This is a genomic window from Kribbella steppae (genome assembly GCF_004342025.1).
GTDB lineage: Bacteria > Actinomycetota > Actinomycetes > Propionibacteriales > Kribbellaceae > Kribbella > Kribbella steppae.
The window spans coordinates 308827-335746 of the sequence record NZ_SLWN01000003.1; the positions used below are offsets into that span (position 1 = coordinate 308827).

The 26920-nt window shown below is 68.0% G+C and carries 22 protein-coding genes; 14 read left to right on the forward strand and 8 right to left on the reverse strand.

Annotated elements, in window-relative coordinates; genetic code table 11:
• Positions 1–8: 8 nt before the first annotated feature.
• Positions 9–323 carry a metal-sensitive transcriptional regulator gene (locus tag EV652_RS10150; protein WP_199238104.1) on the reverse strand — a complete coding sequence of 105 codons (315 nt, stop codon included), beginning with the start codon at positions 321–323 and terminating at the stop codon, positions 9–11.
• Between the two features lie 177 nt (positions 324–500).
• On the opposite strand from EV652_RS10150, the gene EV652_RS10155 reads away from it, so the two are divergent.
• Positions 501–1421: an ATP-binding cassette domain-containing protein gene (locus EV652_RS10155; RefSeq protein ID WP_132208780.1), complete on the forward strand. Its 921-nt coding sequence runs from the start codon at positions 501–503 to the stop codon at positions 1419–1421.
• Positions 1421–2413 (forward strand): DUF2705 family protein, encoded by a 993-nt coding sequence (locus EV652_RS10160; RefSeq protein ID WP_132208781.1) that lies wholly within the window; start codon positions 1421–1423, stop codon positions 2411–2413. Before EV652_RS10155 ends, EV652_RS10160 begins: the two co-directional genes overlap by 1 nt.
• Here EV652_RS10160 and EV652_RS10165 read toward each other — a convergent pair.
• Positions 2403–4970 (reverse strand): YfhO family protein, encoded by a 2568-nt coding sequence (locus EV652_RS10165; RefSeq protein ID WP_132208782.1) that lies wholly within the window; start codon positions 4968–4970, stop codon positions 2403–2405. The two genes, EV652_RS10160 and EV652_RS10165, sit on opposite strands and share 11 nt — an antisense overlap.
• Positions 4971–5078: 108 nt before the next feature.
• Here EV652_RS10165 and EV652_RS10170 point away from each other — a divergent pair, with 108 nt between their 5' ends.
• The gene (locus EV652_RS10170; RefSeq protein ID WP_242001681.1) at positions 5079–6050 is read left to right on the forward strand and encodes a glycosyltransferase family 2 protein; all 972 of its coding nucleotides are present in this window, start codon (positions 5079–5081) and stop codon (positions 6048–6050) included.
• A gap of 68 nt (positions 6051–6118) precedes the next feature.
• Here EV652_RS10170 and EV652_RS10175 read toward each other — a convergent pair whose 3' ends face one another.
• The gene (locus EV652_RS10175) at positions 6119–7198 is read right to left on the reverse strand and encodes an ABC transporter ATP-binding protein (RefSeq protein WP_132208783.1); all 1080 of its coding nucleotides are present in this window, start codon (positions 7196–7198) and stop codon (positions 6119–6121) included.
• A gap of 223 nt (positions 7199–7421) precedes the next feature.
• Between EV652_RS10175 and EV652_RS10180 the strand changes: the two genes are divergently transcribed.
• On the forward strand, positions 7422–8450 hold the full coding sequence (locus tag EV652_RS10180) for a LacI family DNA-binding transcriptional regulator (protein ID WP_132208784.1): 1029 nt from the start codon (positions 7422–7424) through the stop codon (positions 8448–8450).
• Between the two features lie 193 nt (positions 8451–8643).
• On the opposite strand, the gene snpA is transcribed toward EV652_RS10180, so the two are convergent.
• Both snpA and soxR read right to left on the reverse strand, forming a co-directional pair.
• A complete protein-coding gene (gene snpA, locus EV652_RS10185; RefSeq protein WP_132208785.1) occupies positions 8644–9324 on the reverse strand; it encodes a snapalysin in 681 nt (226 codons plus the stop codon).
• 172 nt (positions 9325–9496) lie between these two features.
• Positions 9497–9970, reverse strand: a complete 474-nt coding sequence (gene soxR / locus EV652_RS10190; RefSeq protein ID WP_132208786.1) for a redox-sensitive transcriptional activator SoxR — start codon at positions 9968–9970, stop codon at positions 9497–9499.
• Positions 9971–10327: 357 nt separating this feature from the next.
• On the opposite strand from soxR, the gene EV652_RS10195 reads away from it, so the two are divergent.
• On the forward strand, positions 10328–12499 hold the full coding sequence (locus EV652_RS10195; RefSeq protein ID WP_132208787.1) for a DEAD/DEAH box helicase: 2172 nt from the start codon (positions 10328–10330) through the stop codon (positions 12497–12499).
• Between the two features lie 52 nt (positions 12500–12551).
• On the opposite strand, the gene EV652_RS10200 is transcribed toward EV652_RS10195, so the two are convergent.
• Positions 12552–13643: an aminotransferase class V-fold PLP-dependent enzyme gene (locus EV652_RS10200; protein WP_132208788.1), complete on the reverse strand. Its 1092-nt coding sequence runs from the start codon at positions 13641–13643 to the stop codon at positions 12552–12554.
• A gap of 137 nt (positions 13644–13780) precedes the next feature.
• Here EV652_RS10200 and EV652_RS10205 point away from each other — a divergent pair, with 137 nt between their 5' ends.
• The 4 genes from EV652_RS10205 to EV652_RS10220 are packed head-to-tail and all read left to right on the forward strand — an operon-like array spanning position 13781 to position 20225.
• On the forward strand, positions 13781–16957 hold the full coding sequence (locus EV652_RS10205; RefSeq protein ID WP_132208789.1) for a penicillin acylase family protein: 3177 nt from the start codon (positions 13781–13783) through the stop codon (positions 16955–16957).
• A gap of 42 nt (positions 16958–16999) precedes the next feature.
• Positions 17000–17614, forward strand: a complete 615-nt coding sequence (locus tag EV652_RS10210; protein WP_132208790.1) for a YbjQ family protein — start codon at positions 17000–17002, stop codon at positions 17612–17614.
• Positions 17604–18971: a GH1 family beta-glucosidase gene (locus EV652_RS10215; protein WP_132208791.1), complete on the forward strand. Its 1368-nt coding sequence runs from the start codon at positions 17604–17606 to the stop codon at positions 18969–18971. Before EV652_RS10210 ends, EV652_RS10215 begins: the two co-directional genes overlap by 11 nt.
• Before the next feature lie 9 nt (positions 18972–18980).
• Entirely contained in the window at positions 18981–20225 is a 1245-nt protein-coding gene (locus tag EV652_RS10220; protein ID WP_132208792.1) for an MFS transporter, read from the forward strand.
• 65 nt (positions 20226–20290) lie between these two features.
• On the opposite strand, the gene EV652_RS10225 is transcribed toward EV652_RS10220, so the two are convergent.
• Positions 20291–21646: an MFS transporter gene (locus tag EV652_RS10225; RefSeq protein ID WP_132208793.1), complete on the reverse strand. Its 1356-nt coding sequence runs from the start codon at positions 21644–21646 to the stop codon at positions 20291–20293.
• Positions 21647–21756: 110 nt separating this feature from the next.
• On the opposite strand from EV652_RS10225, the gene EV652_RS10230 reads away from it, so the two are divergent.
• Positions 21757–22974: a pyridoxal phosphate-dependent aminotransferase gene (locus tag EV652_RS10230; protein WP_132208794.1), complete on the forward strand. Its 1218-nt coding sequence runs from the start codon at positions 21757–21759 to the stop codon at positions 22972–22974.
• On the opposite strand, the gene EV652_RS10235 is transcribed toward EV652_RS10230, so the two are convergent.
• Positions 22928–23389, reverse strand: a complete 462-nt coding sequence (locus tag EV652_RS10235) for an EVE domain-containing protein (RefSeq protein WP_132208795.1) — start codon at positions 23387–23389, stop codon at positions 22928–22930. The two genes, EV652_RS10230 and EV652_RS10235, sit on opposite strands and share 47 nt — an antisense overlap.
• A gap of 264 nt (positions 23390–23653) precedes the next feature.
• Here EV652_RS10235 and EV652_RS10240 point away from each other — a divergent pair, with 264 nt between their 5' ends.
• From EV652_RS10240 to EV652_RS10255, 4 genes are all read left to right on the forward strand, one after another.
• On the forward strand, positions 23654–24175 hold the full coding sequence (locus EV652_RS10240; RefSeq protein ID WP_132208796.1) for a gamma carbonic anhydrase family protein: 522 nt from the start codon (positions 23654–23656) through the stop codon (positions 24173–24175).
• Positions 24176–24560: 385 nt separating this feature from the next.
• The gene (locus tag EV652_RS10245; RefSeq protein WP_199238105.1) at positions 24561–25286 is read left to right on the forward strand and encodes an HD domain-containing protein; all 726 of its coding nucleotides are present in this window, start codon (positions 24561–24563) and stop codon (positions 25284–25286) included.
• Positions 25283–25696, forward strand: coding sequence for a hypothetical protein (locus tag EV652_RS10250; RefSeq protein ID WP_132208798.1), 414 nt, complete (start codon positions 25283–25285; stop codon positions 25694–25696). The genes EV652_RS10245 and EV652_RS10250 overlap by 4 nt, the downstream gene beginning before the upstream one ends.
• Positions 25697–25706: 10 nt before the next feature.
• A complete protein-coding gene (locus EV652_RS10255) occupies positions 25707–26840 on the forward strand; it encodes an MFS transporter (protein WP_132208799.1) in 1134 nt (377 codons plus the stop codon).
• The last annotated feature ends 80 nt before the right edge of the window (positions 26841–26920 follow it).

Here is a 26920-nt window from a genome sequence, read left to right on the forward strand (position 1 = left end):
TCTGACGTTCAGCTGCGGACCAGGCGGGCGATCGCGTCGGAGGCCTCGCGGACCTTCTCCTCGGCCTCCGGACCGCCCTTCTGCGCGGCCTCGACCACGCAGTGCGCCAGGTGCTCGTCCAGCAACTCCAGCGAGAACGACTGCAGTGCCTTCGTCGCCGCCGAGACCTGGGTGAGGATGTCGATGCAGTACTTGTCCTCCTCGACCATCCGCTGCAGGCCACGGACCTGGCCCTCGATCCGCCGCAGCCGCTTCAGGTGGCTGCTCTTCTCGGCGGTGTACCCGTGCACTGGGGCCGGTGTTTCCGTGCCGTCGGTGGTCATATCAGGCTCCTTCTGTTTCCCGCATCTACCCCTCGGGGGTATGTCGACAGGCATGAAGTTACCCCCTTGGGGTATCGAATGCAAGTTCTGAGGCGATACCTCTAGGGGGTATTTTTCAAACACCTGTGCCAACAAACCTGCCAAGCTGTGCGTCTACTGGCGCGACAAGGGGGTTCCATGCCGGAGCTGGCGATCAGTACGCGCGGTCTACGCAAGACATACCGGACCCGGCGAGGCCGGAAGGTGGTGGCCGTCCAGGGCCTCGACCTGGACGTGCCGGTCGGGGGAGTGCACGGGTTCCTCGGGCCGAACGGCTCCGGGAAGACCACCTCGATCCGGATGCTGCTCGGGCTGATCCGGGCCGACGCCGGATCGATGACGGTGTTCGGCCGGCCGGTGCCGGCCCAGCTGCCGGACGTGGTCGGCCGGGTCGGCGCGATCGTCGAGTCGCCGAAGTTCTTCCCGGCGTTCAGCGGCCGGAAGAACCTGGAACTGCTCGCCGAGGCGATCGGCGCACCCCGGCCGCGGGTCGGTGAGGTGCTCGAGCAGACCTCGCTCGGCGAACGCGGCAAGGACCGGTTCAAGACGTACTCACTCGGCATGAAGCAGCGGCTGGCGATCGCCGCGACCCTGCTGAAGGAACCCGATCTGCTGATCTTCGACGAGCCCACCAACGGCCTCGACCCGGCCGGAATCCGGGAGATCCGCGAGACCATGCGCGGTCTCGGCGAGCAGGGCCGGACGGTCCTGGTCAGCTCCCACATCCTGGCCGAGGTCGAGCAGGTCGCCGACACCGTCTCGATCATCGGCCACGGCCGCCTGCTCGCCTCCGGCACGGTCGCCGAGGTGATCGGCGGCGGTACGGCGGCAACGGTCAAGCTCGCGGTGGACGACCACGAGGCCGCGACCCGGGTCCTGACCGCGGCCGGCCTGACAGTGCGGGCCGACGGCAACTATCTGCTCGTCGACGGCGCCGAGCACCCGGCGGACGTGACCCGCCGGCTCGCCCATCAGGAGTTGTACGTGTCCGAGCTGGTGCCGGTCCGCGCCGACCTCGAGTCGGTCTTCCTCGAACTCACCGCCGAGGAGGGGTTGTGATGATCCGTCTGACCACGGTCGAGCTCCGCCGGCTGACCGCCCGGCGTCTGACCGTCATCGGCGTACTCGGGGTGCTGGTGATCAGCGCGCTGCTGTTGCTCGCCACCTGGATCGAGGCCAGGCCGCAGTCCGAGGCGGAGCAGCGGGTGTCCCAGCAGCAGTTCGAAGTGGCGCACGAGTACTGGGTGGAACACGCCGACGAGGATCGCGCCAGGTGCACGGAGGAGTGGCAGAAGCAGGCGGATCCGAAGCCGTCGCTGGAAGAGCTCTGCAGCTACCCGGAGCCGACCATCGACGACTTCGGCAAGCCGCGGATGGTGTTCGCCGAGACGATGCCGGAGCTGCTGCTCGGATCGTCGTACCTGCTGGTCTTCGCCGCGTTCCTGATCGGGGCCAGTTTCGTCGGAGCCGAGTTCAGTACCGGCGCCATCGGCAACTGGCTGACCTTCGAACCACGGCGGCTGCGCGTCTACGGCAGCAAGCTGCTGGCGGCCGCGATCGGCTTCGCTCCGGTCGCGATCGTCGTACTGGCGTTTCTCACGCTCGGGACCTATCTGATCATCGCTCAGCTCGGCGACACGTCCAGTACGACGGGAAAGGTCTGGGGCGATCTCGTCGCGATGGGCGGCCGGGCCGTCCTGTTGATCGCGATGGGCGCCGCACTCGGTGGGGTGGTCGGGCTCCTGCTCCGGCACACGGCGGCCGCGATCGGTGTGGCGATGGGCTACCTGGTCCTGATCGAGGGGGTCTTCGCCGGATTCCTGAACACGGTCCAGCCGTGGCTGGTGAAGCTGAACTTCGACGCGTTCGTCCGGCACGACACGACGTACTACGTCAACGAATGCTCGTCCGATGAAGGCGGTGGCTACTCCTGCAACAGCATCGAGAAGACGCTGTCGTTCGAGCACGGTGCCTGGTACCTCGGCATCCTGGCCGTCGTCCTGGTCCTGCTCGGCGGCGCCGTCTTCTACCGCCGGGACGTCAACTCTTAGCCCGGCGGAGGCGGCCGAAGAGCACGAGTCCGAGCGTGATGACTGCGGCGACGGCGGCCAGCGCCAGGCCACGCCGGAGGCCGGGTGGCGTGTAGGTGCAGTCGATCCGGTCGGCGGACTCGGGCAGTTGTACGGCGATCAGGCCGCCGTAATCGCGCGGGGTCTGAGCCTTCCCGCCGTCGACCGAGCACTGCCAACCGGGCAGCTTCGGTACGGAGACCACGGCGTACCCCTTGCTGCCTGGACGCAGCATCGCGCTGATCGAATGGCCGCCGGCCTCGACGTCCGTTGCCCCGCTCAACCGCAGGTTGCGCACGGCCTTGGCCAGGCGCTGCTCGTCCAGACAGCCGATCGCGCCGGTGGCCGTGATGCCGGAGGCATTGCCGGTGAACCGGATCTCGGCCGACACCACGCCGGACGCCGGGACGGTGCCCAGGCGGACCATGGCACTGTTCGTGTAGATCCCCGGCCGGCGGCTCGCCGTCAGTTCGCGCCACTGGTTGCCGTCGGTCAGTCGCGCCTCGCCGGAGACCCGCGGCTGGTGCAGGTACGCCGTCGTACCGGGTGTGCATTTCCCGACCAGCTTCACGTCTCCGCCGGTGATCGACTTGCTGCCCTTGTACTCGGGCACCTCGTACACCTGGGTCCCGAGCAACCGCTCCTGTGCGACGAAGGCGTTCGAGGTGGCCGTCATTCCAAGCCGCCGCCGGACCGTCACCAGCGGCGGTACCGCGGACCGGGTGATGACCTCCCGTCCGCCCGCCTCCAGGTGCAGGCGCGCGCCGATCGAGAAGATCGCATCGATCACCGGGTGCTCGAGATCATGGCTTGCGCGGCCGTACCCGGCCCAGCCGAAGCCCAGGTTGGTCAGCGTCTGGTTGAGCGAGTACGGCAGCAGGCTGCTGTACATCCCGGGGCCCTGGCCGCCCAGCAACAGCGGATCGTTGGGCGTCACCGAGGTCCCCGGATCGGCCCGGTACTTCGGCCAGTCGCCGGCTCCCTCGATCGCATCCGCCCGCTCGGTCTGCTGCTGGTCCCACGGTTGCACCGACGAACTGAGGATCTTCGACCGCAGTTCGTCGGTCACCACCGCGGTCCACGTCGTCTCCACGGCGACGACGGCCATGACGATGCCGAAGGCCACGGCGACCGGCCACTTCAACCGTCGCACGGTGGCAGAGCGGCGTACCGCCCAGATGGTGCCCAGCGCAACGAAGGTGACGGCGCCGGAGGCGATCAGCACGGTCATGGTGTGCTCGGTCAGCAGCGGGCTGCCCTCGGACAGTACGGCGATGACCGCGAACAGAGCTCCACCGCCCAGCAGTGCGAGCGGGCCGGGCAGGTGCTGCGCGACCGACACCCAGGCCACGACGACGATCACGCCGCACAGGACGAAGGCCTCGCGGTACTGACTCCCGTTCGGGGTGTCGAAGCCGTGCCACATCTCCTGCGTCGGCGTCCACAGGAAGGACAGGGCGACCACTGCGGTGGTCACGATCCAGACCGCCTTGGTCCGGATCGCCACGTTCCGGTTGAACGGGAGGGTGAGCGCGAGCAGCAGGGCGACCGTCCCGACGTACAGGCTGGCCGTACGGCCGACGCCCTCGGACAGCGGGAGCAGTCGGGACAGGAAGATGTCGACCGGCGCCGGGGTGAAGATGCCCGCCGGGGACGGTGTCGCGTCGTCGTTGGCGGACAGGACCGCCAGGAGAACGGGGGCGGACAGAGCCACGCCGAGCACGAACGAGATGCCATGTCTCAGTACGGCGCGCAGCCGCAGCATCCAGGCCAGATCGCTGGTCAGTACCCGCGCGAGCAGATAGACCCCGGCCGCGATCGTTGCCATGTACGCGGTGTAGAAGTTGGACACCCAGAAGACGGCCACCACCAGCACGCTGAGCAGGCGGTTGGTCCGGCGCAGTGACCATTCGGCCACCAGGAAGAACATCGGCAGCGCGATCAGGCCGTCCAGCCACATCGGCACGTAGGCGCCGTCGTCGATCGCCCAGCCGCACACTCCGTAAGAAGCTCCGAGAATCGCTGCAACCCAACGGGGTCCTGGAGACATCTTGAGTAGTAGCACCGCCATCGCGGCGGCCGCCAGGCTCAGCTTGAGGACGGTGATGACGTAGACGGCCAGGTCGATCTGGTCGCGGGGGAAGAGACCCACCAACAGGGACAATGGACTACCGAGGTCGACCCCGTAGTCAGCCAGGAACCCGACGCCGAACGCGCTCTGCCAGTTGAAGAACAGGTCACCCTGGGCGCGGCCGTGCAGGACATCCCACAGGTGGGCGAAGAAGGGGATGTATTGGGTACCGAGATCGTTGGTACTGCGGGACAGTGAACCGAAAGGAAAGGTACCGCGGATGATTCCGGAGGCGGCGAACACCGCCGCCACGAGTACACCGGCGACGAGCGCGGGCAACAGTGCCGAGCGCGTCGGGGCCGGTTGCCGTACGTCTGCCTCACCGGTCGCCGGGGCCGCCGCGACGACGATCGCCGGCGCCGCCGCGACGACGGTCGCCGGCGGGTCCTGTACCGCTCCGTCCTCCACTGGCCGCCTCTCTGCTCAGTCTCCCAGCATGCCCGCTCGATCGAGCGCCAAGGTAGCGCGTAGTTCCGGTCTGGACAAGAATCGGTTCCGTGCGGGGAGGTGGGACGGATGATGCGGCTGAGTCTGGTGGTGCCGTGCTACAACGAGGTCGAGGTGATCGACCGGTTCCATGAAGAGGTCAGCCAGGAACTCGCCGCGACCGGCCGGCCGTACGAGATCGTGTACGTCGACGACGGCAGCGACGACGGCACCCTCGACGCGATGGTGAAGCTCGCGGACGCCGATCCGTCCGTCCGGTACCTGTCCTTCAGCCGGAACTTCGGCAAGGAGTCCGCGATGCTGGCCGGACTGCGGTACGCCACCGGCGACGCGGTGATCATCATGGACGCCGACCTGCAGCACCCGCCGGAGCTGATCGGCCGGATGCTGGAGCTGTACGAGCGCGGCTTCGACCAGGTGATCGCGCGCCGGAACCGGGTCGGCGATCCGGCCAGCCGGACCTTCTTCGCCCGGGCGTACTACTGGCTGATCAACAAGTGGGCCGATGTCGAGCTGGTGGACGGGGTCGGCGACTTCCGGCTGCTGTCCCGCCGGGCCGTGGACGGGCTGCTCGAGCTGGGGGAGTACAACCGGTTCTCCAAGGGGCTGTTCGCCTGGATCGGGTACGAGTCGATCCTGTTCGAGTACGAGAACGTGAATCAGCCGGAGCGGAAGAGCCGCTGGACCTTCCGGCGGCTGGTGGAGTACGGGCTGGACGGTCTGCTCTCGTTCAACAACCGGCCGCTGCGACTGGCGATCTACGTCGGTCTGCTGCTCACGGCGGTCGCCGCCGCGTACACCGTGTGGGTGATCGCGGTGGCGGTCCTGCGCGGGGTGGAGATGCCGGGATACGTGACGCTGATCGCCGCGATCACCGGGCTCGGCGGGCTGCAGATGGTGATGCTCGGAGTGATCGGCGAGTACATCGGCCGGATCTACTACGAGACGAAGAAGCGGCCGCACTACCTGCTCAAGCAGACCAACCTGAACCCGGCCGACAACCCCTCACACCAGAACGACCGCAGCCGGGAGATCACCTAGCCCCTGGGCGTGCGACGGCCCCGGGTGGACCAACCACCCGGGGCCGCTGCGTTACGTCGTACCGAAGATCAGGCGGTCAGCCGCTCCTCGGTGGAGGTGGAGAACAGGTGCAGCTTGTCGGGCAGCGCCGCCAGGTGGATGGTCGACCCCTTCTCGACCGGCATCCGGGCGTCGATCCGGGCGACGATCTGCTGGTGCTCGTTGTTGTGCTCGGCGGTGCCGTACAGGTACGCGTCGGCACCGAGCTCCTCGACCACGGCGACGTGGACCGGCAGGCCCTGGTCGGCGACCTTGAAGGCCTCCGGCCGGACGCCCAGGGTCAGCGTCTTGTCGCTGCCGGCCTTGGCCAGGAGGCTACGCTCGAGCGGGACGACGTAATCGCCCAACTTTGCGCCGCTCTCGGTGATGTCCGCCTCGAGCAGGTTCATCGCGGGCGAGCCGATGAAGCCGGCGACGAACTTGTTCTTCGGGTGGTCGTACAGGTTCAGCGGGGTGTCGACCTGCTGGAGCAGACCGTCCTTCAGGACCGCGACCCGGTCGCCCATCGTCATGGCCTCGACCTGGTCGTGGGTGACGTAGACGGTGGTGACGCCGAGACGCTGCTGCAGCTCGGCGATCTGGGTACGGGTCTGGACGCGCAGCTTGGCGTCGAGGTTCGACAGCGGCTCGTCCATCAGGAAGACCTGCGGGTTACGCACGATGGCGCGGCCCATGGCGACACGCTGACGCTGACCACCGGAGAGTGCCTTCGGCTTGCGCTCGAGGTACTCCTCCAGGCCGAGCAGCTTGGCGGCCTCCATCACGCGCTTGGCGCGGTCCTCCTTGGAGACACCCTGCATCTTCAGCGCGAAGCCCATGTTGTCCGCGACCGACATGTGCGGGTAGAGCGCGTAGTTCTGGAACACCATCGCGATGTCCCGCTCCTTCGGCGGACGGTGCGTGACGTCGCGGTCGCCGATGTAGATGGAACCCTCGTTGACCTCTTCGAGGCCGGCGAGCATCCGGAGCGAGGTGGACTTACCACAACCCGACGGGCCGACGAGAACCATGAACTCGCCGTCCTCGATCTCGAGGTTGAGCTTGTCGACGGCGGGGGTGTCACCACCGGGGTAGATCCGGGTGGCTGACTTGAAAGACACAGTGGCCATGACGATTTACATCCCTTCACCGGCAGGAACGTGCCGGACGATCCGAGTAAAGGCCCCCAGGCGGGGGTGCGCTTATCCTCACCCGCCAGGCTCGTCCTGACAAGGCGTACGGCGTGTGACGTGTCCGTTCTGTTCACCTAGTGGACAGAACCGCGCAGTCTCAGTCTGCAAGTTCTTGCAGGATCTTGCTGCAAGGTCAACAGGTGGTGGGTACAGTGCCCGCGTGAGCAGCAGAGCACGGCTGGCGGATATCGCGGCCAAGGCGGGGGTGAGCGAGGCCACGGTCTCGCGAGTGCTGAACGGTAAGCCGGGGGTGGCCGAGGAGACCAAACAGTCGGTCCTGACCGCGCTCGACGTCCTCGGGTTCGAACGGCCGACCCGGTTGCGGCGCCGGTCGGCGGGGCTGATCGGGCTGGTGATGCCGGAGTTGATCAACCCGATCTTCCCGGCGTTCGCCCAGGTGATCGAGTCCGCGTTGTCGCAGCGCGGGTTCACCCCGGTGCTGTGCACGCAGTCTCCTTCCGGCGCGACCGAGGAGGAGTACGTCGAGATGCTGCTGGAACGCGGTGTCTCGGGAATCATCTTCGTCTCCGGTCTGCACGCCGACACCGGCGCCGATCATGCGCGCTACCAGTCACTGGTGGACCGGCGGCTGCCGGTGGTGTTCGTGAACGGCTGGCTGCCCGAGGTGGAGGCGCCGTTCGTGTCGTCGGACGAGTACGCCGCGATGGAGCTGGCGGTGTCCCATCTGGTGGCCCTCGGGCACCGCCGGATCGGCTTCGCCTCCGGGCCGGAACGGTTCATCGTGGTGCAGCGGAAACTGGCGGGCTACCGCATCTCGATGAAGGCTCAGCTCGGCCTGCACGACGGGGAGCTCGACGAGGTGGTTGCCTTGAGCATGTTCGGTGTCGAGGGCGGTGCCGCGGCCGCGCAGCAACTGCTGGACGCCGGGGTCAGCGCGGTGATCTGCGGCTCCGACATGATGGCGCTCGGTGTCATCCGGGCCGCCCGCCAGCGCGGACTCTCGGTCCCCGGCGACATCTCGGTGGTCGGCTACGACGACGCCCCGATGATGGAGTTCACCGACCCGCCCCTCACCACCGTCCGCCAACCCGTCCACGCCATGGGCCTGGCCGCCGTCCAATCCCTCCTCGAAGAAGTCCGCGGCCACACCACCCCCCACACCGAGTTCCTCTTTCGGCCCGAACTGGTAGTCCGAGGCTCCACCGGTCCGATCAGAACTGGTATCTGAGCTCGAGACCTGCCGGGGCAGTGCTGTTGGTGGACTGGATGGATGCGATCTCGGTGGGGTCTCGCCGCCCTGCGCCAAGGCCCCTTCGCACACCTCCGGATCGCATCAGGTTAGGTGGCGAGGGCGTCGTACCAAGGACTCCGGCCCGGAGCCGTCCCCTGCCGGGCGGTCCGGGCCGGAGGGCCTGGGGTGACTACTTGCTGGTGTGGAAGGCGGCGCTCGCAGCGGAGGCGAGGCCGTTGGCCCAGAGCTCGTTGACGCGGGAGCGCTCGTTGGCGTCCGGGTAGGCGTTGGTGCAGGACGGGCCGGGGCCGCCGCCGGACATCAGCTCGGAGCAGGGACCGGAGTAGTGGTCCGGCAGGCCGAGCACGTGACCGGTCTCGTGGGCGGTGATCCGGGTCGGGTCGTACTGCTGCGACTGGGCGTAGTCCAGGAAGATGTAGCCGCGACCGTGACCGTCGGTGGAGGCGTACGAACCACGCGGGTCGTTGCCCTCGGTGTAGTAGAAGTCGTAGTTGCTGCCCTCAACCAGCTGGACGTTGCTGACCGACGAGTTCCAGATCGACGTACTCGAGTTGATCTGTCCCTGGAACGTGGGTGCATCGACGGCGTAGGTGACGGTGACGGCGGCAACCTTCTTGCCGGCCTTGGCGTTCTGGGCCATCTTGGCGCGCGCGGACTTCATCACGGCGTCGTAGAAGGCCTTGGTGGCGGCTGCGTCCTGCGGCGAACCGGTGTATGCGGCGCGGCTCGTCGAGGTCGAGGCGGATGTTTCGGCCGGTGCCGGGGCGGGGGACGCGACGGCGAAGCTGGGGACGGCCAGTGCGGCGGCGGCGAGCCCCGCGAGCGAAGTCAGGATACGGCGATGCGACATTGGAGGGCCTCACTCCGGATCTGTGGCGGAAAGCGACCAGCGGATTACTGTTCGCTACAGACCGGATGCTGCCAAGACTCCGGAGATTCCGCACCAGATCGGTAAGAACTCGGGGGTTAACCCGCGAAGCACGCTCGCCGTTCTATGCCCCTCATAACCGGTGACCTATGCGTCACTCACCCGGGATGCCGACGTTGAGGATGCGGGCGCCGGGGCCGCGCTCGGCCAGTCGGTCGGCCTTGTTGTAGAGGTTGCAGCGCTGCAGACTCAGGCAGCCGCAGCCGATACAGCCGTCCAGATCGTCACGCAGTCGCTCGAGTTCGTCGATCCGCTCGTCGAGCCGGCTCCGCCACGACTTCGACAACCGGCTCCAGTCGGCGCGGGTCGGCGTACGGTCGTCCGGCAGCGAATCCAGCGCGCCCTTGATCTCGGCCAGCGCCAGCCCGACCCGCTGGGCCGCCTGCACGAACGCGACCCGGCGCAACGTGCTCCGCTGGTACTGACGCTGGTTTCCGGCTGTCCGCCGGGACTGGATCAGGCCCTGGTCCTCGTAGAACCGCAACGCCGACGCGGCGACTCCGGACCGATGAGCGATCTCCCCGATGGACAGCCAGTGATCCTTGCTCGGAACGTTCTCCTCCGCCATACCGCCACCCTAGAACCGTCGCCCAAGAACTCAAGCTCACTTGAACTGCTGGAGGTATGCCACTGCGGTGGGTGGTCTGGTCCGAGCCGGTGTGGTCAGAGCAGCGGTCACGGTCGGGTATACTTTTCTGCGTCGGTGCGCGCGTCGCGTCACCAGAAGATTTTCCCAGGCGCTCCGACCCGTCGGTTTCAGCATCCCGCTGAAGATTCCCCGGCGACATGGGTGCAACGCGATAGGCACCCGCAGGTCGATGCCCGTCTCCTGCTCAGCACGTTCTGTCCGGTCACGTCTGTGACCGGCCTTTCTGTGCGGTTGCGATCCGGCCACTCGTCCGTGACGTTGAGAGAGAGTTTTTGCGTGACCCAGCACCACCAGGACAACCAACCTGTCGACGGCAACCAGGCCGACGGCCGGGGCAAGAAGCCGCGGCACAAGAAGTTCCAGAACCAGTCGTTCGGCGAGCGGATGGCCGCCGAGGCTCAGGCCGAGGCCGCCGCGGCGCCGGCCGGCGAGGTTCGCAACGACGCTGCCCGCGGTGAGCGCCGGGGCGGACCCACCCAGTACTCCGACCGCGGCTCCCGCACCACCGACGATCGCCGCGACAACCGGCCGGTGAAGGGCTACCGCGCCGAGCGTGCCAACGAGCCGCGCACCGACCGCCGGCCCGTCAACCGCGACGACCGCCCGCAGTACAACCGCGACGACCGCCCGCAGTACAACCGCGACGAGCGTCCGCAGTACGGCGACCGCACCCGCACCGACCGTGGTGAGCGGACCCAGTACGGCGACCGCCCGCAGTACAACCGGGGTGAGCGTCCGCAGTACAACCGCGACGAGCGTCCGCAGTACAACCGCGACGAGCGCCCGCAGTACAACCGCGACGACCGCCCGCAGTACCGGCGGGACGACCGGCCGCAGTTCAACCGTGACGACCGTCCGCAGTTCAACCGTGACGACCGGGCGCGGACCGGCGATCGGCCGCGTTTCGAGCGCACCGACGACCGTGCGCGTGACGACCGTGCGCGCGATGACCGGCCGTCGTACCGGCGGGATGACCGGCCGCAGTACGACCGGAGCGACCGTTCGTCGTACCGGCGCGACGACAAGCCGGTCCGTGAGCGGGCGCCGTACCAGGAGAACAAGCGCGACGAGCAGCCGGAGGATCTGGGGAACGTTGCCCCGGACAACCAGTTCGCCGCCCTCGGGATCGCACCGCGGCTGGTGCAGCGGATGGCCCGGGACGGCATCACCGCGCCGTTCCCGATCCAGGCCGCGACCATCCCGGACGCGCTGGCCGGCAAGGACGTGCTCGGCCGCGGTCAGACCGGTTCCGGCAAAACGCTCGGTTTCGGTCTGCCGACGCTGATGCGGCTGGCCAGTGGCCGGACCGAGTCGCGCCGTCCGCGTGGCATGATCCTGGTCCCGACGCGTGAGCTGGCGATGCAGGTGCACGACGCTCTCGAGCCGCTCGCGCACGTCATGAACGTGTCGCTGAAGCTGATCGCGGGCGGCCTGCCCTACCCGAAGCAGATCGAGGCACTGCGCCGCGGTGTCGACCTCCTGATCGCGACCCCGGGCCGGTTGATCGACCTGTGCGAGCAGGGCGCGGCCGACCTCGGCGCGGTGGAGATCGCCGTTCTCGACGAGGCCGACCACATGTGCGACATGGGCTTCATGCCGGCTGTCACCACGCTGCTCGACATGACCCCGCCCGAGGGACAGCGGCTGCTGTTCTCGGCGACGCTGGACAACGACGTCGACACCATCGTGAAGACGTACCTGAAGGACCCGGTCACGCACTCGACCGAGTCGGGACAGGCCACCGTCACCACGATGGAGCACCACCTGCTCGTGATCGAGCCGGCGCACAAGCAGTCGCTGACGGCCGAGCTGGCCAGCCGCGACGGCCGGACGATCGTGTTCGTCCGCACCAAGCTGGGCGCCGACCGCGTCGCCACCCAGCTGCGGGACCGCGGTGTGATGGCCGCGGCGCTGCACGGCGGTCTGACCCAGGGCGCCCGGAACCGGACGCTGGACCAGTTCAAGGACGGTTCGGTACCGGTGCTCGTGGCAACGGATGTCGCCGCGCGCGGGATCCACGTCGACGACGTCGGCCTGGTCGTCCAGGCTGACCCGCCGGCCGAGCACAAGGACTACCTGCACCGCGCGGGCCGTACGGCGCGTGCCGGTGGCAAGGGTGCTGTGGTCACGCTCCTCCTGCCGCACCAGCGTCGAGGCATGATCCGGATGGCCGAGTCGGCCGGGGTCGAGGCCGAGCCGGTGCGCGTCCGTCCGGGCGACAACCTGATGACCGAGCTGACCGGCGGCACCAAGCCGTCCGGGTACCCGGTCAAGCTGCCGGCCCCGAAGCCGCAGCGCTTCGGCAAGGGTGGCGGCGGCAAGCGGTACGGCAGCAGCCGTCCGGGTCGCGGTCATGACGGTCGCGGCAGCAGCGGTCCGCGTCGGAGCAGCGGCCCCCGCCGTACCGACAGCAACCGCTACGAGGGCGGCAAGTCCTACCAGCGCTGAGCATGACGGAAGGCCCTGGTTTCTCCTTGTACTTCAGGGGAAACCAGGGCCTTTACTGTGTCAGGATCGCCCAGAGGCGAGCGAGGATGGCGGCGATCTCGGTGTCGTCGAGCGGGATGAGTTCGAGCATCAGCTCGTCCTCGTCGGCCCGGTCCGTCATCACATAGATCGACGGCGACCCGGCCTCCAGTTCGGTCGCGATCCGCTTGGCGTCCGGGACCTTCAGCAGCACCCGCGACACCTGCAGCCCGGTCGGGTCCTGCACCACTTCCGTCGACACACCAGGGATCTCGTCGGCCGCCCGGGCGAACGAGACCACCTTGCCCAGTTGGTCCGCCTCCCACTTGACCCGGTCGAAGGCCTGCCATTCCTCGAGCGCGGCCAGGACGCCGATCACGGCCTCCTTGGTCGGCTTCATCACCCGGCCGATGCCCTTGTCCTGCGCCCGGACGGACTGCACCAGTGGCCAGCTGCCCGCGATCAGCCCGGCGGTGGGGGAGCCGAGGTACTTCTGCCCGCTGACCAGGACGAGGTCGGCCCCGGTCGAGAGCAGGTCCGCGATCCGCGGGAACTGGGCGGCGCCGTCGATGATCGCCGGTACGCCGCGACGGTGTGCGGCGCGCACGGCCGCGACCAGATCGATCGGCTCACCATGGGTCAGCCGCGACGAGACGAGGAACAGGCAGGCGACGTCCGGTCCGTCGAGCTCCTCCTCCAGATCGTCAATGCCACAACGGTTTTCGTCGCCCGCGAGGTCCACCTGCGCACCCGCCAGCCGGACGCCCTGCAGGTTGGAATGGCCGTAGTTGACGACGTGGCTGGCCGGCATGACGACGCGGTTGTGCATATCTGTTGTGTCCGGCAACGCTGCCACCCGGCGCGGGTCGCCGCCGGTCATGGTGGCCGCGACCGAGAGCGTGATGCCCGCGGCCGTGCAGTGGACGACCGCGCCGGCCTGCGCGCCGGTCACCTGGGCGATGGCCTCGCTCGCGCGGTCGCCGAGCTCGTCCATGACGAAGAATTCGGGTAATGCCTGTGCGACAGCCTCTGCCACCCCGTAGGAACTCCGGGACACCCCGAGCGGGGTGTACGTCCCCTTGGCATTGATCACCACACTCAAGCGGTAACGATCATGGATGCTCATGGTGCTGCACACAGTAGTGGTCACCGACAGTGCTTGGCGAGAGTCAGGATCGTCAGATCTTGACCGAAAGCTACTGGTGAGTCATTCTCAGTTTCCAGTACTCCCCTGCCGTCCTGGTCGCGTCTCGAGGAGGATCCGTGCAGCTCCGCCCCGCTCACCGAACCATCCGTACGACGATCGCGGCGGTCGCGATCACCGCTGTGCTCGCTGGACTTCCAGCGCCCACGCAAGCGAAGCCCGTGGCCGCGGCGCCCCCGGTCGACTACTGCGTCGGGCAGTGCGACGACATCGTGACGCCCGGGCAGAACGGCAACGCAACCTTCACGGATCTCCTTCTGTTCAAGGGTTTCGGGACCCGGCCGCCACATTTCAGTGATTCGCTGAAGCCTTACGAGAACCTGGTCTGGAACTCCCAGGGCATCACCGACGACGGTCTCGCCGGGTACTTCGACGACGCGTCGTTCGGGGTCAAGGCCGGCGATGTCGCGAGCACGATCCAGCCACGCGCGGACGTCACGATCGTGCGGGACAAGTCGCGCGGCATCCCGCACATCACCGGCACCACGCGGCAGGGCGTCATGTTCGGTGCCGGGTTCGCCGGGGCGCAGGACCGGCTGTTCGTGATGGACGTGTTCCGGCATCTCGGCCGCGGTCAACTGACCCCGTTCGCGGGTGGCGCGGCGGCGAATCGAGCGTTCGAGCAGGAGTTCTGGCGCACCGCGCCGTACAACGAAGCCGATCTGCAGAAGCAGTTCGACGACGCGGACGAGAGGTACGGCGCCGATGGCGTGAAGATGCAGCAGGACATCCAGGCCTGGGTCGACGGGGTCAACCACTACATCAACACGATCAGCATCGCGTACCCCGGTGAGTACGTCGCGCTGGGCCTGGACTGGCCCACGCCACAGTGGAAGGTGACCGACGTGGTCGCCACCGCGGCCGTTGTCGCCGGCATCTTCGGCACCGGCGGCGGGCACGAGGTCGCATCGGCCTTGGCTCTGCTCGAGGCACAGGCGAAGTACGGCGTTGCCCAGGGCACCAAGGTCTGGGAGTCGTTCCGTTCGCAGAACGACCCGGAAGCGAACACCACGGTCCACAACGGCGCGACCTTCCCGTACGGCGTGACCGGTCCGAACCCAGCCGGTCGTGCGCTACCGGATCGCGGCTCGGTCACCCCGGAGCCTGAGGTCATCAACGAAACGGTTGCGGCAGTCAAACGCAGTACGACGCAAAAGAGCAGCAGCAAACCGCCGATGGAGGAGCAAACCCGTGAATCCTTGCGTGGGATTTTCGACAACGGCCTGTTCCCCGAGGGCTTCGGCGAGAAGGGCATGTCGAACGCGCTGCTCGTCTCGGGTCAGCACACCGTCAGTGGCAATCCGGTCGCCGTCTACGGCCCGCAGACCGGCTACTTCGCGCCGCAACTTCTGCTCCGTCAGGAACTCCAGGGCCCTGGGGTCAGCTCCCGCGGTATCGCCTTCGCCGGCCTGAACTTCTACACCCTGATCGGCCGCGGTCCGGACTACTCGTGGAGCGCCACGTCGGCCGGACAGGACATCACCGACACGTTCGCCGTACCGCTGTGCGAACCGGGCGGTGGGACGCCGACGAAGAACTCCCAGTACTACGAGTACCGCGGCCAGTGTGTCCCGATCGAGCGGCTCGAGCGGCACAACGAGTGGTACGCCAGCCTCGGGTCCTCCGAACCGGCCGGCTCGTACACGTTGGTTGCCCTGCGCACCAAGTACGGCATTGTCACGCACCGTGGGACGGTCGGCGGCCGGCCGGTGCTGTTCACCAAGAACCGCTCGACCTACGGCAACGAGGCCGGCTCCGCGCTTGGGTTCATGCAGCTCAACGACCCGGACCGGATCCACTCGGCGGCTGACTTCCAGAGCGCTGCGCAGAACATCGGCTACACGTTCAACTGGTTCTACACGGACAAGACGTCGATCGCGTACTACAACTCCGGTGACAACCCGGTTCGCGCGGCCGGTGCCGACCCGAACCTGCCGACCTGGAGCTCGTACGAGTGGCAGGGGTGGAACCCGGACACCAACCGCGCGACTTACACCCCGGCCGCGCAGCACCCGCAGGTGGTCAACCAGGACTACCTGACCAGCTGGAACAACAAGCAGGCGCCTGGGTTCTCCGCGTCCGACGGTCAGTTCGGCTACAACGCGGTCTACCGCAGTCAGCCGCTCGACGACCGGATCAAGGCGGTCATCAACAGCGGGCAGAAATTCACTCGTGGCAAGTTGGTCGAGGCGATGGAGGACGCCGGCACGGTCGACCTCCGCGGCGACCAGGTGGTGCCTTACTTACTTCGAGTGTTGAAGTCAGCCCCGATCACTGATCCGGCAGTGGCCGACGCGGTGGCCAAGCTGACCGCCTGGCAGGCGGCCGGCAGTCACCGCAAGACTCCGAACGCCACGTCGAAGGTCTACGACCACAGCGAGGCGATCCGGATCATCGACGCCTGGTGGCCGCTGCTGGTGCCGGCCCAGTTCAAGGATCTCGGTCCCGACCTGTACGGCGCCCTGGTCGCGAACCTGAAGATCGACGAGCGGCCGAGTGCGCAGGGATCGGCGTTCCAGAGCGGATGGTGGGGGTTCGTCCAGCGCGATCTGCGCAAGGTGCTCGGCGACCCGGTGCAGACGCCGCAGCCGGTCACGTACTGCGGCGGTGGTTCGCTCGCGTCCTGTCGCACGGTGCTCGCCGACTCGTTGCTGGTAGCAACCAAAGTTCCGGCGGCGACGACGTACCCGGCGACGGCCGACTGTGCCGCGCGCGATCAGTTCTGCGCGGACCAGATCGTGCACAACCCGATGGGTGGCATCACCCAGGACCGGATCGCCTGGGTCAACCGGCCGACGTACCAGCAGGTGATCGAGTTCCCGGCCCGCCGGGGTGACGACGTCAGCAACCTGGCGGCGGGCAAGACAGCGACCGCGAGCAGTCACGAGACCGGGTGGTACAACTCGCCGCCTGCCAACGCGGTCGACGGGAAGCTGACTACCCGGTGGGCCAGCAACTGGTCCGATCCACAGTGGCTGAAGGTCGACCTCGGCAGCGAGCAGGCGATCCGGCGGGTGGCGCTGCATTGGGAGGCGGCGTACGGGAAGTCGTACCGGGTGGAGGTGTCCCGGGACGGGTCGACCTGGCAGCAGGTGTACGCGACCACGACCGGCAACGGCGGGGAGGACGTCGTACGGTTCGACGCGGTGCCGGCCCGGTACGTCCGCGTCACTGGGACGCAGCGGGCTACGTCGTACGGGTACTCGCTGTACGAGCTTCAGGCCTACCGTCAATGACACTGCAGGCAATGACGACCGGGAGCCTGTCAGGATGAGGGCATGAACCAGAACTTTCCCCCGAACCCGAACCAGCCGTACCCGCCGCAGGGTTACCAGCAAGGCCCGCCGCCCGGTTATGCGCCGCCGCAGCAGCAGCCCGGGTACCAGCAGGGTCCGCCGCAGCAGGGGTACGGGCAGCAGCCCGGATACGGTCAGTCCGGGTACGGGCAGGCTCCTGGTAACTACCAGCCGACCCAGCAGAACGCACCGCATATCGCGCCGCAGGGTTCGCCGTACCCGGTGCTGGTCTCGACCATGAACGACGTGCCCGGGTACACCGCGGACAAGGTGTTCGGCGAGGTGTTCGGGCTGACCGTGCGCAGCCGCGACTTCGGGTCGAACTTCACCGCCGGCTTCCGGTCGCTGGCCGGTGGCGAGGTGCCGGAGTACACCCAGATGCTGGCCGAGTCGCGGCACGTAGCGGTGATGCGGATGTGCCAGATGGCCCAGCAGATGGGCGCGAACGCGATCCTGGCGATGCGGTTCGACTGCACCGAGATCGCGAACACGATGAGCGAGGTGGCGGCCTACGGTACGGCGGTCGTCGTCCGCAAGAACGAGCCGCCGCGGCCCCAGGACCCCAAGCCCGATAAGGACGATGCGAATGACAGCTGATCTTGCCTTCGGCCCCGAATTCCGCTGGGGGGTGTCGACGTCGGCGTACCAGATCGAAGGGGCCGTGGCCGAGGGTGGCCGCGGCCCGTCGACCTGGGACACGTTCTGCGCCGAGCCGGGCCGGATCCTGAACGGCGACACCGGGGCGGTCGCCTGCGACCACTACCACCGGTACGCCGAGGACGTCGCGCTGATGCGGGAGCTCGGGGTCGACACCTACCGGTTCTCGTTCTCGTGGCCGCGGATCCAGCCGTCGGGCAGCGGGCCGGGGAACGCGGCCGGGCTGGACTTCTACGACCGGTTGATCGACACGCTGCTGGGCGCCGGGATCCAGCCGGCGCCGACGCTGTACCACTGGGACACCCCGCAGCCGCTGGAGGACGCGGGCGGATGGCTGTCTCGCTCCATCACCGACCGTTTCGCCGACTACGCGGAGATTCTGGCCGCGCGCTTCGCGGATCGGGTGCCGATGTGGATCACCATCAACGAGCCGATGGTGATCACGCTGATGGGCTACTCGCTGGGTGCGCACGCGCCGGGTCGTTCGTTGATGTTCGACGCTTTACCGGTCGCGCATCACCAGCTGCTGGCCCATGGCCGAGCAGTTCAGGCGCTGCGGGCGAGCGGCGCGTCGAACATCGGGATCGCCAGCAATCACGCGCCGACCTGGCCGGCCAGCGACAGCGTCGAGGACAAGGAAGCGGCCGGTCTCTACGACAACCTGATCAACTGGCTGTTCGCTGATCCGGTCCTGCTCGGGACCTATCCGTCCGGCTTCGAGGCCGCGATGCCGGGTCCGGTCTCAGATGACCTGGCGGTCATCTCTACCCCGCTGGACTTCTTCGGGATCAACCACTATGCGCCGGTCTCGGTCGGCGCCGCGACGGGTCAGGCCGACACCGTTGCGACCGACGGCATTCTGCTGCCGCCGGGGCTGCCGTTCGAACCGCGGTCGCTGGAGGGGTATCCGCAGACCGACTTCGGCTGGCCGGTCGTGCCGGCGGCCTTCGGCGAGATCCTGCGCATCTTCAAGGATCGGTACGGCGACCGGCTGCCACCGATCTACATCACCGAGAACGGGTGCTCGGTCGGCGACGGGCCGGTCGACGGCGTGGTCGCGGACCAGCGCCGGATCGACTACCTGGACGGGTACCTGCGGTCGCTGCGGCAGGCGATGGACGACGGTGTCGACGTCCGGGGGTACTTCCAGTGGTCACTGCTGGACAACTTCGAGTGGGCGGCCGGGTACTCCCAACGCTTCGGCCTGGTGCACGTCGACTTCGACACCCAGGTCCGGACGCCGAAAGCGTCGTACCACTGGCTCAGTGACGTGATCGCGCAGAGTCGCGTCCGGTAAGGGCTGCGGATGATTCCCGAGCCGGGCGTCGTACCGACGGCGTTCGCGGAACCGGTCGCCCGGGTTCGGTCGCGCTGGACGGCGGCCGTCGTACTGGCCAATGTCGGTGTCTTCGCGGCCTGGCTGGGACCGATCCAGGTGCTGCTGGCGAAACAGTCCGAGGCGGTTGCTCCGGGCAACAAGGAGTTCGTGTTCGGCTTGGTGACCGGGGTCGGCGCGGCCGTCTCGGTGGTCGCGAACCCGTTGGCCGGCGCGATCTCCGACCGTACGACGTCCCGCTTCGGCCGTCGGGTGCCATGGGTGCTGGCCGGCGCTCTCGGCGGTGTCGTTGGACTACTGGTGCTGTCCGGCGTCGCGTCCGTCGCCTGGATGCTAGTCGGCTGGTGCCTGGTGCAACTGTTCGGCAACGCGTTGCTCGCGGCAATCACCGCCGCCGTGCCGGACCGGGTCCCGACACTCCAGCGCGGCGCTGTCGGGGGATGGGTCGCGCTGTCCCAGGTCCTCGGCGCATTGGTCGGCACGGGGCTTGCGACGTACTTCGGTGGCATTGGCGCCGGGTACGTCGCTTGTGCGGTCTTCCTGCTGTTGTCGGTGCTGCCGTATCTACTGGGGAGCGGTGACGAGCGGCTGGTTGCGCGACCGCCGCTGGTGATGCGCGACTTCGTCCGCGGCTTCTGGATCAGCCCGCGCCGCTACCCGGACTTCGGCTGGGGCTGGCTGACGCGCTTCCTGTTCAACGTGGGCAATGCGCTCGGGACGTTGTACCTCTTCTACTACCTGCAGGACGAGGTCCGCGTCGACGAGCCGGACACCGCCGTACTGATCCTGACCGCGATCTACAGCGGCTGCGTCCTCGTCACCGCCGTTGCCTTCGGCACCTGGTCCGACCGGATCGCCCGCCGCAAGATCTTCGTCACCGCCTCCGGCGTGGTGATGGCGGTGGCCGGCGTCGTCCTCGCCTTCTGGCCCACCTGGCCCGGCGCCGTCCTCGGCGCGATCATCCTGGGCGCAGGCTTCGGCGTCTACCTGTCCGTCGACTTCGCGCTCCTCACCCAGATCCTCCCCAGCGCCCGCGACCGCGCCAAGGACCTCGGCGTCATCAACATCGCCAACTCCCTCCCCCAGGTCTTCGCCCCCGCCATCGCCGCCCCCATCGTCAAACAGCTCGGCGGCTACCCCGCCCTCTACCTCCTAGCCGCCTCCGTAACGCTCCTAGCCGGCCTACTGGTCCGCCAAATCCGCACAGTCAATTGAGCGAGCCGGCCGGTTGCATGACATCGCGAGGGATGTGCGTGACCTGGCCGGCCGGCTGGGGTGAGTCAGGCGGCGACTAGCTGGGGCTCGGGGGCCGGGGCCGGGGCCGGGGTGATGTCGGTCGGGGCTGAGATGGCGTCGTACTCGGCGGTGAGGCGGCGGTAGGTCTTGGTGAGGAAGGCCAGGAGGACGACGATCAGCATGATGGTGCTGGCGACGACGAAGGTGAGGGCTAGGCCGCGGGCCTGGCCGGAACCCAGGAGCCAGCCGAAGGTGGAGTCGCCGCTGGTGGAGTTCATGTAGGGGATCAGGAGGAACTGGGCGACCGGGCCGATGGCGAAGGCGGCGACCGGGGTGGAGGCCGACTCGATGCTGTGGGCGAAGCCGAAGATGCGGCCCTGGGTCTCGAACGGTACGACGCGCTGCAGGATCGTCTGCTCGGCCGCCTCGGCGATCGGGACGACCAGCATGAACCCGAGCATGCCCAGCACCAGCAGCGACTGCCATTCGCGGATCGCGGTGGTCATGCCGATGACGGCGATCGCCACGTTCGCCAGTAGCAGGATCCGCAGCGGCGAGCGGCCCAGGCCGAAGCGCGCCACGATCGCACCGCCGGCGATGAAGCCGATGCTGGTGATGCCGAGGACGAGGCCCCACGACTCGACCGAGAAGAGGATCAGGCCGTACGGGTCCATCAGCGTCATGAACACGCCCATGATGAGGTTGTTGAAGGTGCTGAACAGGACCAGCGGCACCAGACCCGGTACGGCGCGCATGGTCCGCCACGAACCACGCAGGTCCAGGTGGTTGCGCTGGTGGCGTGCCGGGCGCGGCTCGTCGATCCGGATCGCGATCAGCAGGTGTCCGAGGACGACGGTCGTGAGTACGACGGCGATGGTGACCGTACCGCCCATCCCGAGGAACCCGACCGACAGACCGCTGAGGACGCTGGTCACCAGGTGAGCTAGGCCGTTGACCGTGCCGACCATGCCGTTGGCCTTGTCGCGGCGGTCGGCGGGGACCAGGAGCGTCACCGTGGTGGACAACGCGATGCTGCGCAGGCCGCCGGCGAGGCTGCCGAGGAGGACCAGAGCCGCGAACACCCAGAACCAAGGCTTGTTCCAGTCGGTCACCGGGACCAGCAGGTACACCAGGCCGGCAGCGGCGAAGGCGGCTCCGGTGGTCGAGCTGGAGATCACCATCGCGGTCTTCTTGCGGTTCGCGTCGACGATCGCGCCGAAGACGGCGCCGAACAACGCGCCGGCCAGCATGGAGCTTCCGGAGACGATGGACGCGACCAGCACGGACTCGGTCACCAGGTAGACCCAGAACGCCAGCGCGAAGGACAGGAACGTGGTCGTGACGTTGGCGATGAGAGTGTTGACCAGCAACCGCTTGAAGGTGCTGTTCTGCTCGCTCATGGTGACTCCTGGGTCGTGATCGGGCGGCTCTTACCTGTACGTCGTACGTATCGGGCGAGATTTGACACAGTCGCGACCACGAATTTCGGAGCACGGTTAAGGTGCCTCCCATGTCACCGGTGCAGCAGTCGTCCAAGCTCGCGAATGTCTGTTACGAGATCCGTGGACCCGTGCTGGACGAGGCACAGCGGCTGGAGGCGGCCGGTCACCGGATCCTCAAGCTGAACACCGGCAACCCCGCGCCGTTCGGGTTCGAGTGCCCGCCGGAGATCCTCGAGGACATCGTGCGTAGTCTCGCGGACGCGCACGGTTACGGCGACGCCAAGGGGCTGCCGGCAGCCCGGCGGGCGGTCGTCCAGCACTACCAGCCGTGGGGGATCCACCTGGACATCGAGGACGTGTACATCGGCAACGGTGTGTCCGAGCTGATCCAGATGGCCGTCCAGGCGTTGCTCGAGGACGGCGACGAGGTCCTCATCCCCGCTCCGGACTACCCCCTGTGGACCGCGGCGGTCGCGCTGGCCGGAGGTACGCCGGTGCACTACCGCTGCGACGAGCAGGCGGACTGGATGCCGGACCCCGCCGACATCGAGCGGAAGATCACCGACCGCACCAGGGCCCTGGTGATCATCAACCCGAACAACCCGACCGGCGCCGTCTACGACCGCGAACTCCTGGTCGAGCTGACCGAGATCGCCCGCCGGCACGGCCTGCTGATCTACGCCGACGAGATCTACGACAAGATCCTGTACGACGGGGTGGAGCACACGCCGATCGCGTCACTGGCTCCCGACGTACTGACGCTGACCTTCAACGGCCTGTCGAAGGCCTACCGCGTCGCCGGTTTCCGCTGCGGGTGGCTGGCGGTGAGCGGGCCGAAGCACCACGCGGCGAGTTACCTCGAGGGCCTCACGATCCTGTCGAACATGCGGCTGTGTGCCAACATGCCCTCGCAGCATGCGGTCGCGACCGCGCTCGGTGGCAGGCAGTCGATCAAGGATCTGGTGTTGCCCGGCGGACGACTGCTGGCTCAGCGCGATACGGCGTACGAGCTGCTCACCCAGATTCCCGGCGTGAGCTGTGTGAAGCCGAAGGGTGCGCTGTACGTGTTCCCGCGGCTGGACCCGAAGGTCTTCGGGATCACCGATGACCGGCAGTTCGTCCTCGACCTGCTCCGGGCCGAGAAGATCATGATCGTGCAGGGCACCGGCTTCAACTGGCCGGAACCCGATCACATCCGCATCGTCACGCTCCCGCACAAGGACCAACTCGAGGACGCCCTCACCCGGATCGCGACGTTCCTCGACTCCTATCGCCAACGGTCATGACGGCCTGGAGCGCCTCGAAGTCCTCGACCGGGAGTGAAACCAGGCCGCGGCGGAGCTGGTAGCCCCAGTTGGGTTGCCGGGTGAGCTCCAGTTCGAGCTCACGTAGTGGCACCGGTTGGACAGCCAGGAAGTCGACCCGGCGCCGCCACGGACGGACGGTGCCGTGCGAACCCATGCTCATCGGCTCGGCCAGGTAGGGCTCGGCGTCGGCGACGAGGCCGAGCGCGGTGAACGCGCGGAGCGGGGTCGTGTCGCCGAAGCGTTCGGTCGGGGAGTAGATGACGAAGCCGTCCCCTCGGCGCAGCCGGGCGACGTTGTGGCGCTTTCCGTGATTGAGCTGGATGAAGTACTGCTGTACGGCGATCCGCGCATGCTCGGCCGAGACGACACCGAGCCAGGCTCGTTCAGGTTTCATCTGGCTAGTCTCGGTCCGAATATCTGTCACGAACTGTCTTATATTCAGTGGGCTGCGCCGAGCTCGACCAGGAGTACGCCGGCCGCGATGAACCCGGTTGGTCGTAGACAGTTGGTGGGCTGGGACAGGAAATGGTGGGCTGGGACAGCTAATAACCTGTCCCAGCCCACCGGTAGTTGTCTCCGCTTCGCGCCCGTGGGGCTGGCTGGAGCGGCGCGGTCGGCAGGGCGGCAGGGGTAGGTGGGTGGGTGGTTAAGGTGCGCTATGCCCTTGTTCTCGTTTGAAGGTAAGAGTCCGGTTGTGCATCCGGAGGCGTGGATCGCGCCGACGGCGACGTTGGTCGGGGACGTGGTGGTCGAGGAAGGGGTGTCGATCTGGTACGGCGCCGTGGTGCGGGCCGATCTGGGCCGGATCACGATCCGGGCGGGGGCGAACATCCAGGACAACACCGTGATCCATGTCGGCAGCAACGGGTGTGAGATCGGGCCGAACGCGACCGTCGGACACCAGTGCCTGGTGCACGACTGCATGATCGGCGAGCAGGCGCTGGTGGGGAACGGTGCGATCGTGCTCGACGGCGCGGTGGTGGGTGAGCGCAGTCTGGTCGCGGCCGGCTCGACGGTGACGCCGGGGGCGGTGATCCCGCCGGAATCGGTCGCGATGGGCAGCCCGGCGAAGAAGATCGTGCCGCTCGAAGGCGTCGCGAAACTCTTCGTCGACCACAACGCCGCCGTCTACCACGACCTGGCCCGCCGCCACGCGTCGACCGTCGAACAGGTCGGCTAAAACGGGCCGAACCGGCTGGTGTCGAGCGGGCTGGCGTCGAGTGGGCTGGCTGGGGTCGAGTGGGCCAGCTGGGGTGAACGGGTCGGACTGGTGTCGAGCGGGCTGGCGTCGAGTGGGCTGGCTGGGGTCGAGTGGGCCAGCTGGGGTGAACGGGCCGGGCTGGTGTCGAGGGGACCGGACTGGTGTCGAGGGGACGGCTGGGGTGAACGGTGCCCATGGTGGGAATCTCCCGATTCCCCACCACGGGGCCGCTGGTGCGGGCTGTCTGCTCAACCCGACCACCAACCCGGTACCCATGCGGGCCAGGACAACTCTTGTCGGCTTCGCGACAGGGCTGCTAGCGTGATGAGCCAGTCTTGCAATGGTTGTAAGAAAGGCGGCCGTGGTGACGAGCGGGCAACTCGATCTGGCTGCCAAGCTGCGGTTCGCCCGAGCGGCCGTGTTCGCCCAGCTCAGCGGTTTGCCCGACCTGATCCGTGCCCGCCTGACAGCCGGTCCTGGTACGGCGGCACTCCTCACGGACCGCGAGCCGCCGGACACCGCGTTGACGCGCGAGGTGCTCGAGCTGGCCAGGTCGTCGTACCAGAAACCGTTGCTCGGTCACTGCCTCCGCACCTGGTTGTGGGCCGATCTCCTCGGCGGGCGCGACGGGATCAAACCCGACCAGGAGTTGCTGTACGTCGCCTGCCTCCTGCACGACATCGCCCTCACGGACCGCCATCGGCCACCACCGGAAGCCGCCTGCTTCGCCGTCCACGGTGGTGAAGTCGCCCGTACGACGTTGGCAGAGCTCGGCGCCGAGCCGTCGTACGCCGATGAAGTCGCACAGGCGATCGCGCTGCACATGAACATCCATTTGCCCACGGACCAAGGGCTCGAGGCGCATCTCCTGCACGCCGGCGCGCATCTGGACGTCGCCGGAACGCGTGCCGGCGAGTTGCCGCGTCAGGCGATCCGCGACGTCGTCAGCATGCATCCGCGTGCTGGCTTCCCGGACTGTTTCGCCACGCTCATGCTCCGCGAATCGGCCGAACGTCCCAACTCCCGCGCCGCTCTCCTCTGGCGCCTCGGCATGCGCCTGCCTCTCAACCACAACCCGCTCGACCGGTGACCCCCGCCACCTGGCGATGGATCTTGCTCGGCCTGGGCCTGACCTACCTAGCACTCGCCAGCTGGGCGCTGACCGCACCGGCGTCGTTCGCCGCAGCCCTTGCCAACTTCGGCCCGGGCGATCAGCACCTCGTCCGTGACTTCGGCGCCTGTTCTGCCGCGTTCGGCATCGGGCTCGTCGTCGCGGCCCGCAAGCCGTCCTGGCGTACGCCGGTGCTCACGGTCACCACACTGTGGAACGGTCTGCACGCCATCAACCACATCATCGACAGCGGTAAGTCCCACCCCGCCGCGGTCGGCCCGATCGAAGCCGCACTCCTCGTCGCCGCAACCTTCCTCCTCGCCTTCCTCGCCCGCGCCAGCACACAGCGCGCCAGCACACAGCGCGCCGGCACAAAGGGGGACAGCTAGGGTTGAGCGGGTGCTCAGGCCGGTTGTGGGATTCGGTGCGTTCGGGCTGTTCTGGGGTGCGTGGGGCGCGATCCTGCCGGCGGTCCGGACTGAGGTCGGCGTCAGTGATGGAGAACTCGGGATCGCGCTGCTCATGGTGGGCCTGGGTGCGTTGGCGTCGATGCGGTTCACCGGGTACCTGATCGATCGGTACGGCGGTGTCGTGCTGCCGGTCGTGGTGGTGTTGTTCGGGGCGTGCGGCGTACTGCCCGCGTTGGCCGACTCGGCTGTGACGCTCAGCGCGGCGCTGTTCTTGCTCGGGGCAACCTCGGGTGCGACGGATGTCGCCATCAACGCGGCCGGATCCGATGCGGAGGCCGTCACCGGCCGACCGCTGATGAACCTTGCCCACGGCATCTTTTCCGTGGCGGTCGTCGTAGCCAGCCTCGGTACGGCGGCTTTGCGCACAGCCGGCGCGGACGCGTTGCCGGTGCTCGGCGGTGTCGGCGTGATCATCACAGTCGTAGCGGTCGTCGTACTCGGGCCAGGCTCCCGCGACAACCTCCATGTCTCCACAGAACCAAAGCCCAAGCGCCGACTTGAGCCCGTACTCCTGGTTTTCGGGGGACTCTGCGCACTCGCCTTTGTCGTGGAGAACGCCTGGCAGAGCTGGAGCGCCGTACACCTCGACACGTCGCTGAACGCAGCACCAGGACTGGCGTCGAGCGCACCCGCGGTGTTCGCCGCCGCGGCCGCGACCGGGCGAATCGCCGGCAACGCCCTGCTGAGGCGATGGCGGCCGGTCCAGTTGCTGGTTGCCGGAGGTGCCCTCGCGGCAGTTGGCTCGATCGCGGCCGCCGCGGCGGGCTCCGCGTGGCTGGCGTTGGTCGGGATTGGCGTTGCCGGCCTGGGTACGTCGGTGTGCGCGCCGACCATCATCGGCATGGCCGGTGCGTGGGCCGGTCCGGAGCGGCGGGCCGGTGCGATCTCGACCGTGACCACGATCGCGTACCTCGGCTTCCTGCTCGGCCCGGCCGCGGTCGGTGCGGCGTCGTCCGCCTCGTCGTTGCCGGTCGCGCTCGGCGGCGTCGCCGTACTGGCGCTCCTCGTCGCGGCTCTCGGCCCGGTCGCCGCCCGGCAGACCGAGCGGCAGCCAACACACTGACCCGCAGCCGACGCGCACCGACCTTTCAGCGCTGATCAATGTGGTCGCGACCGAACCGATCGCCGTCTACGGTGGGCAGG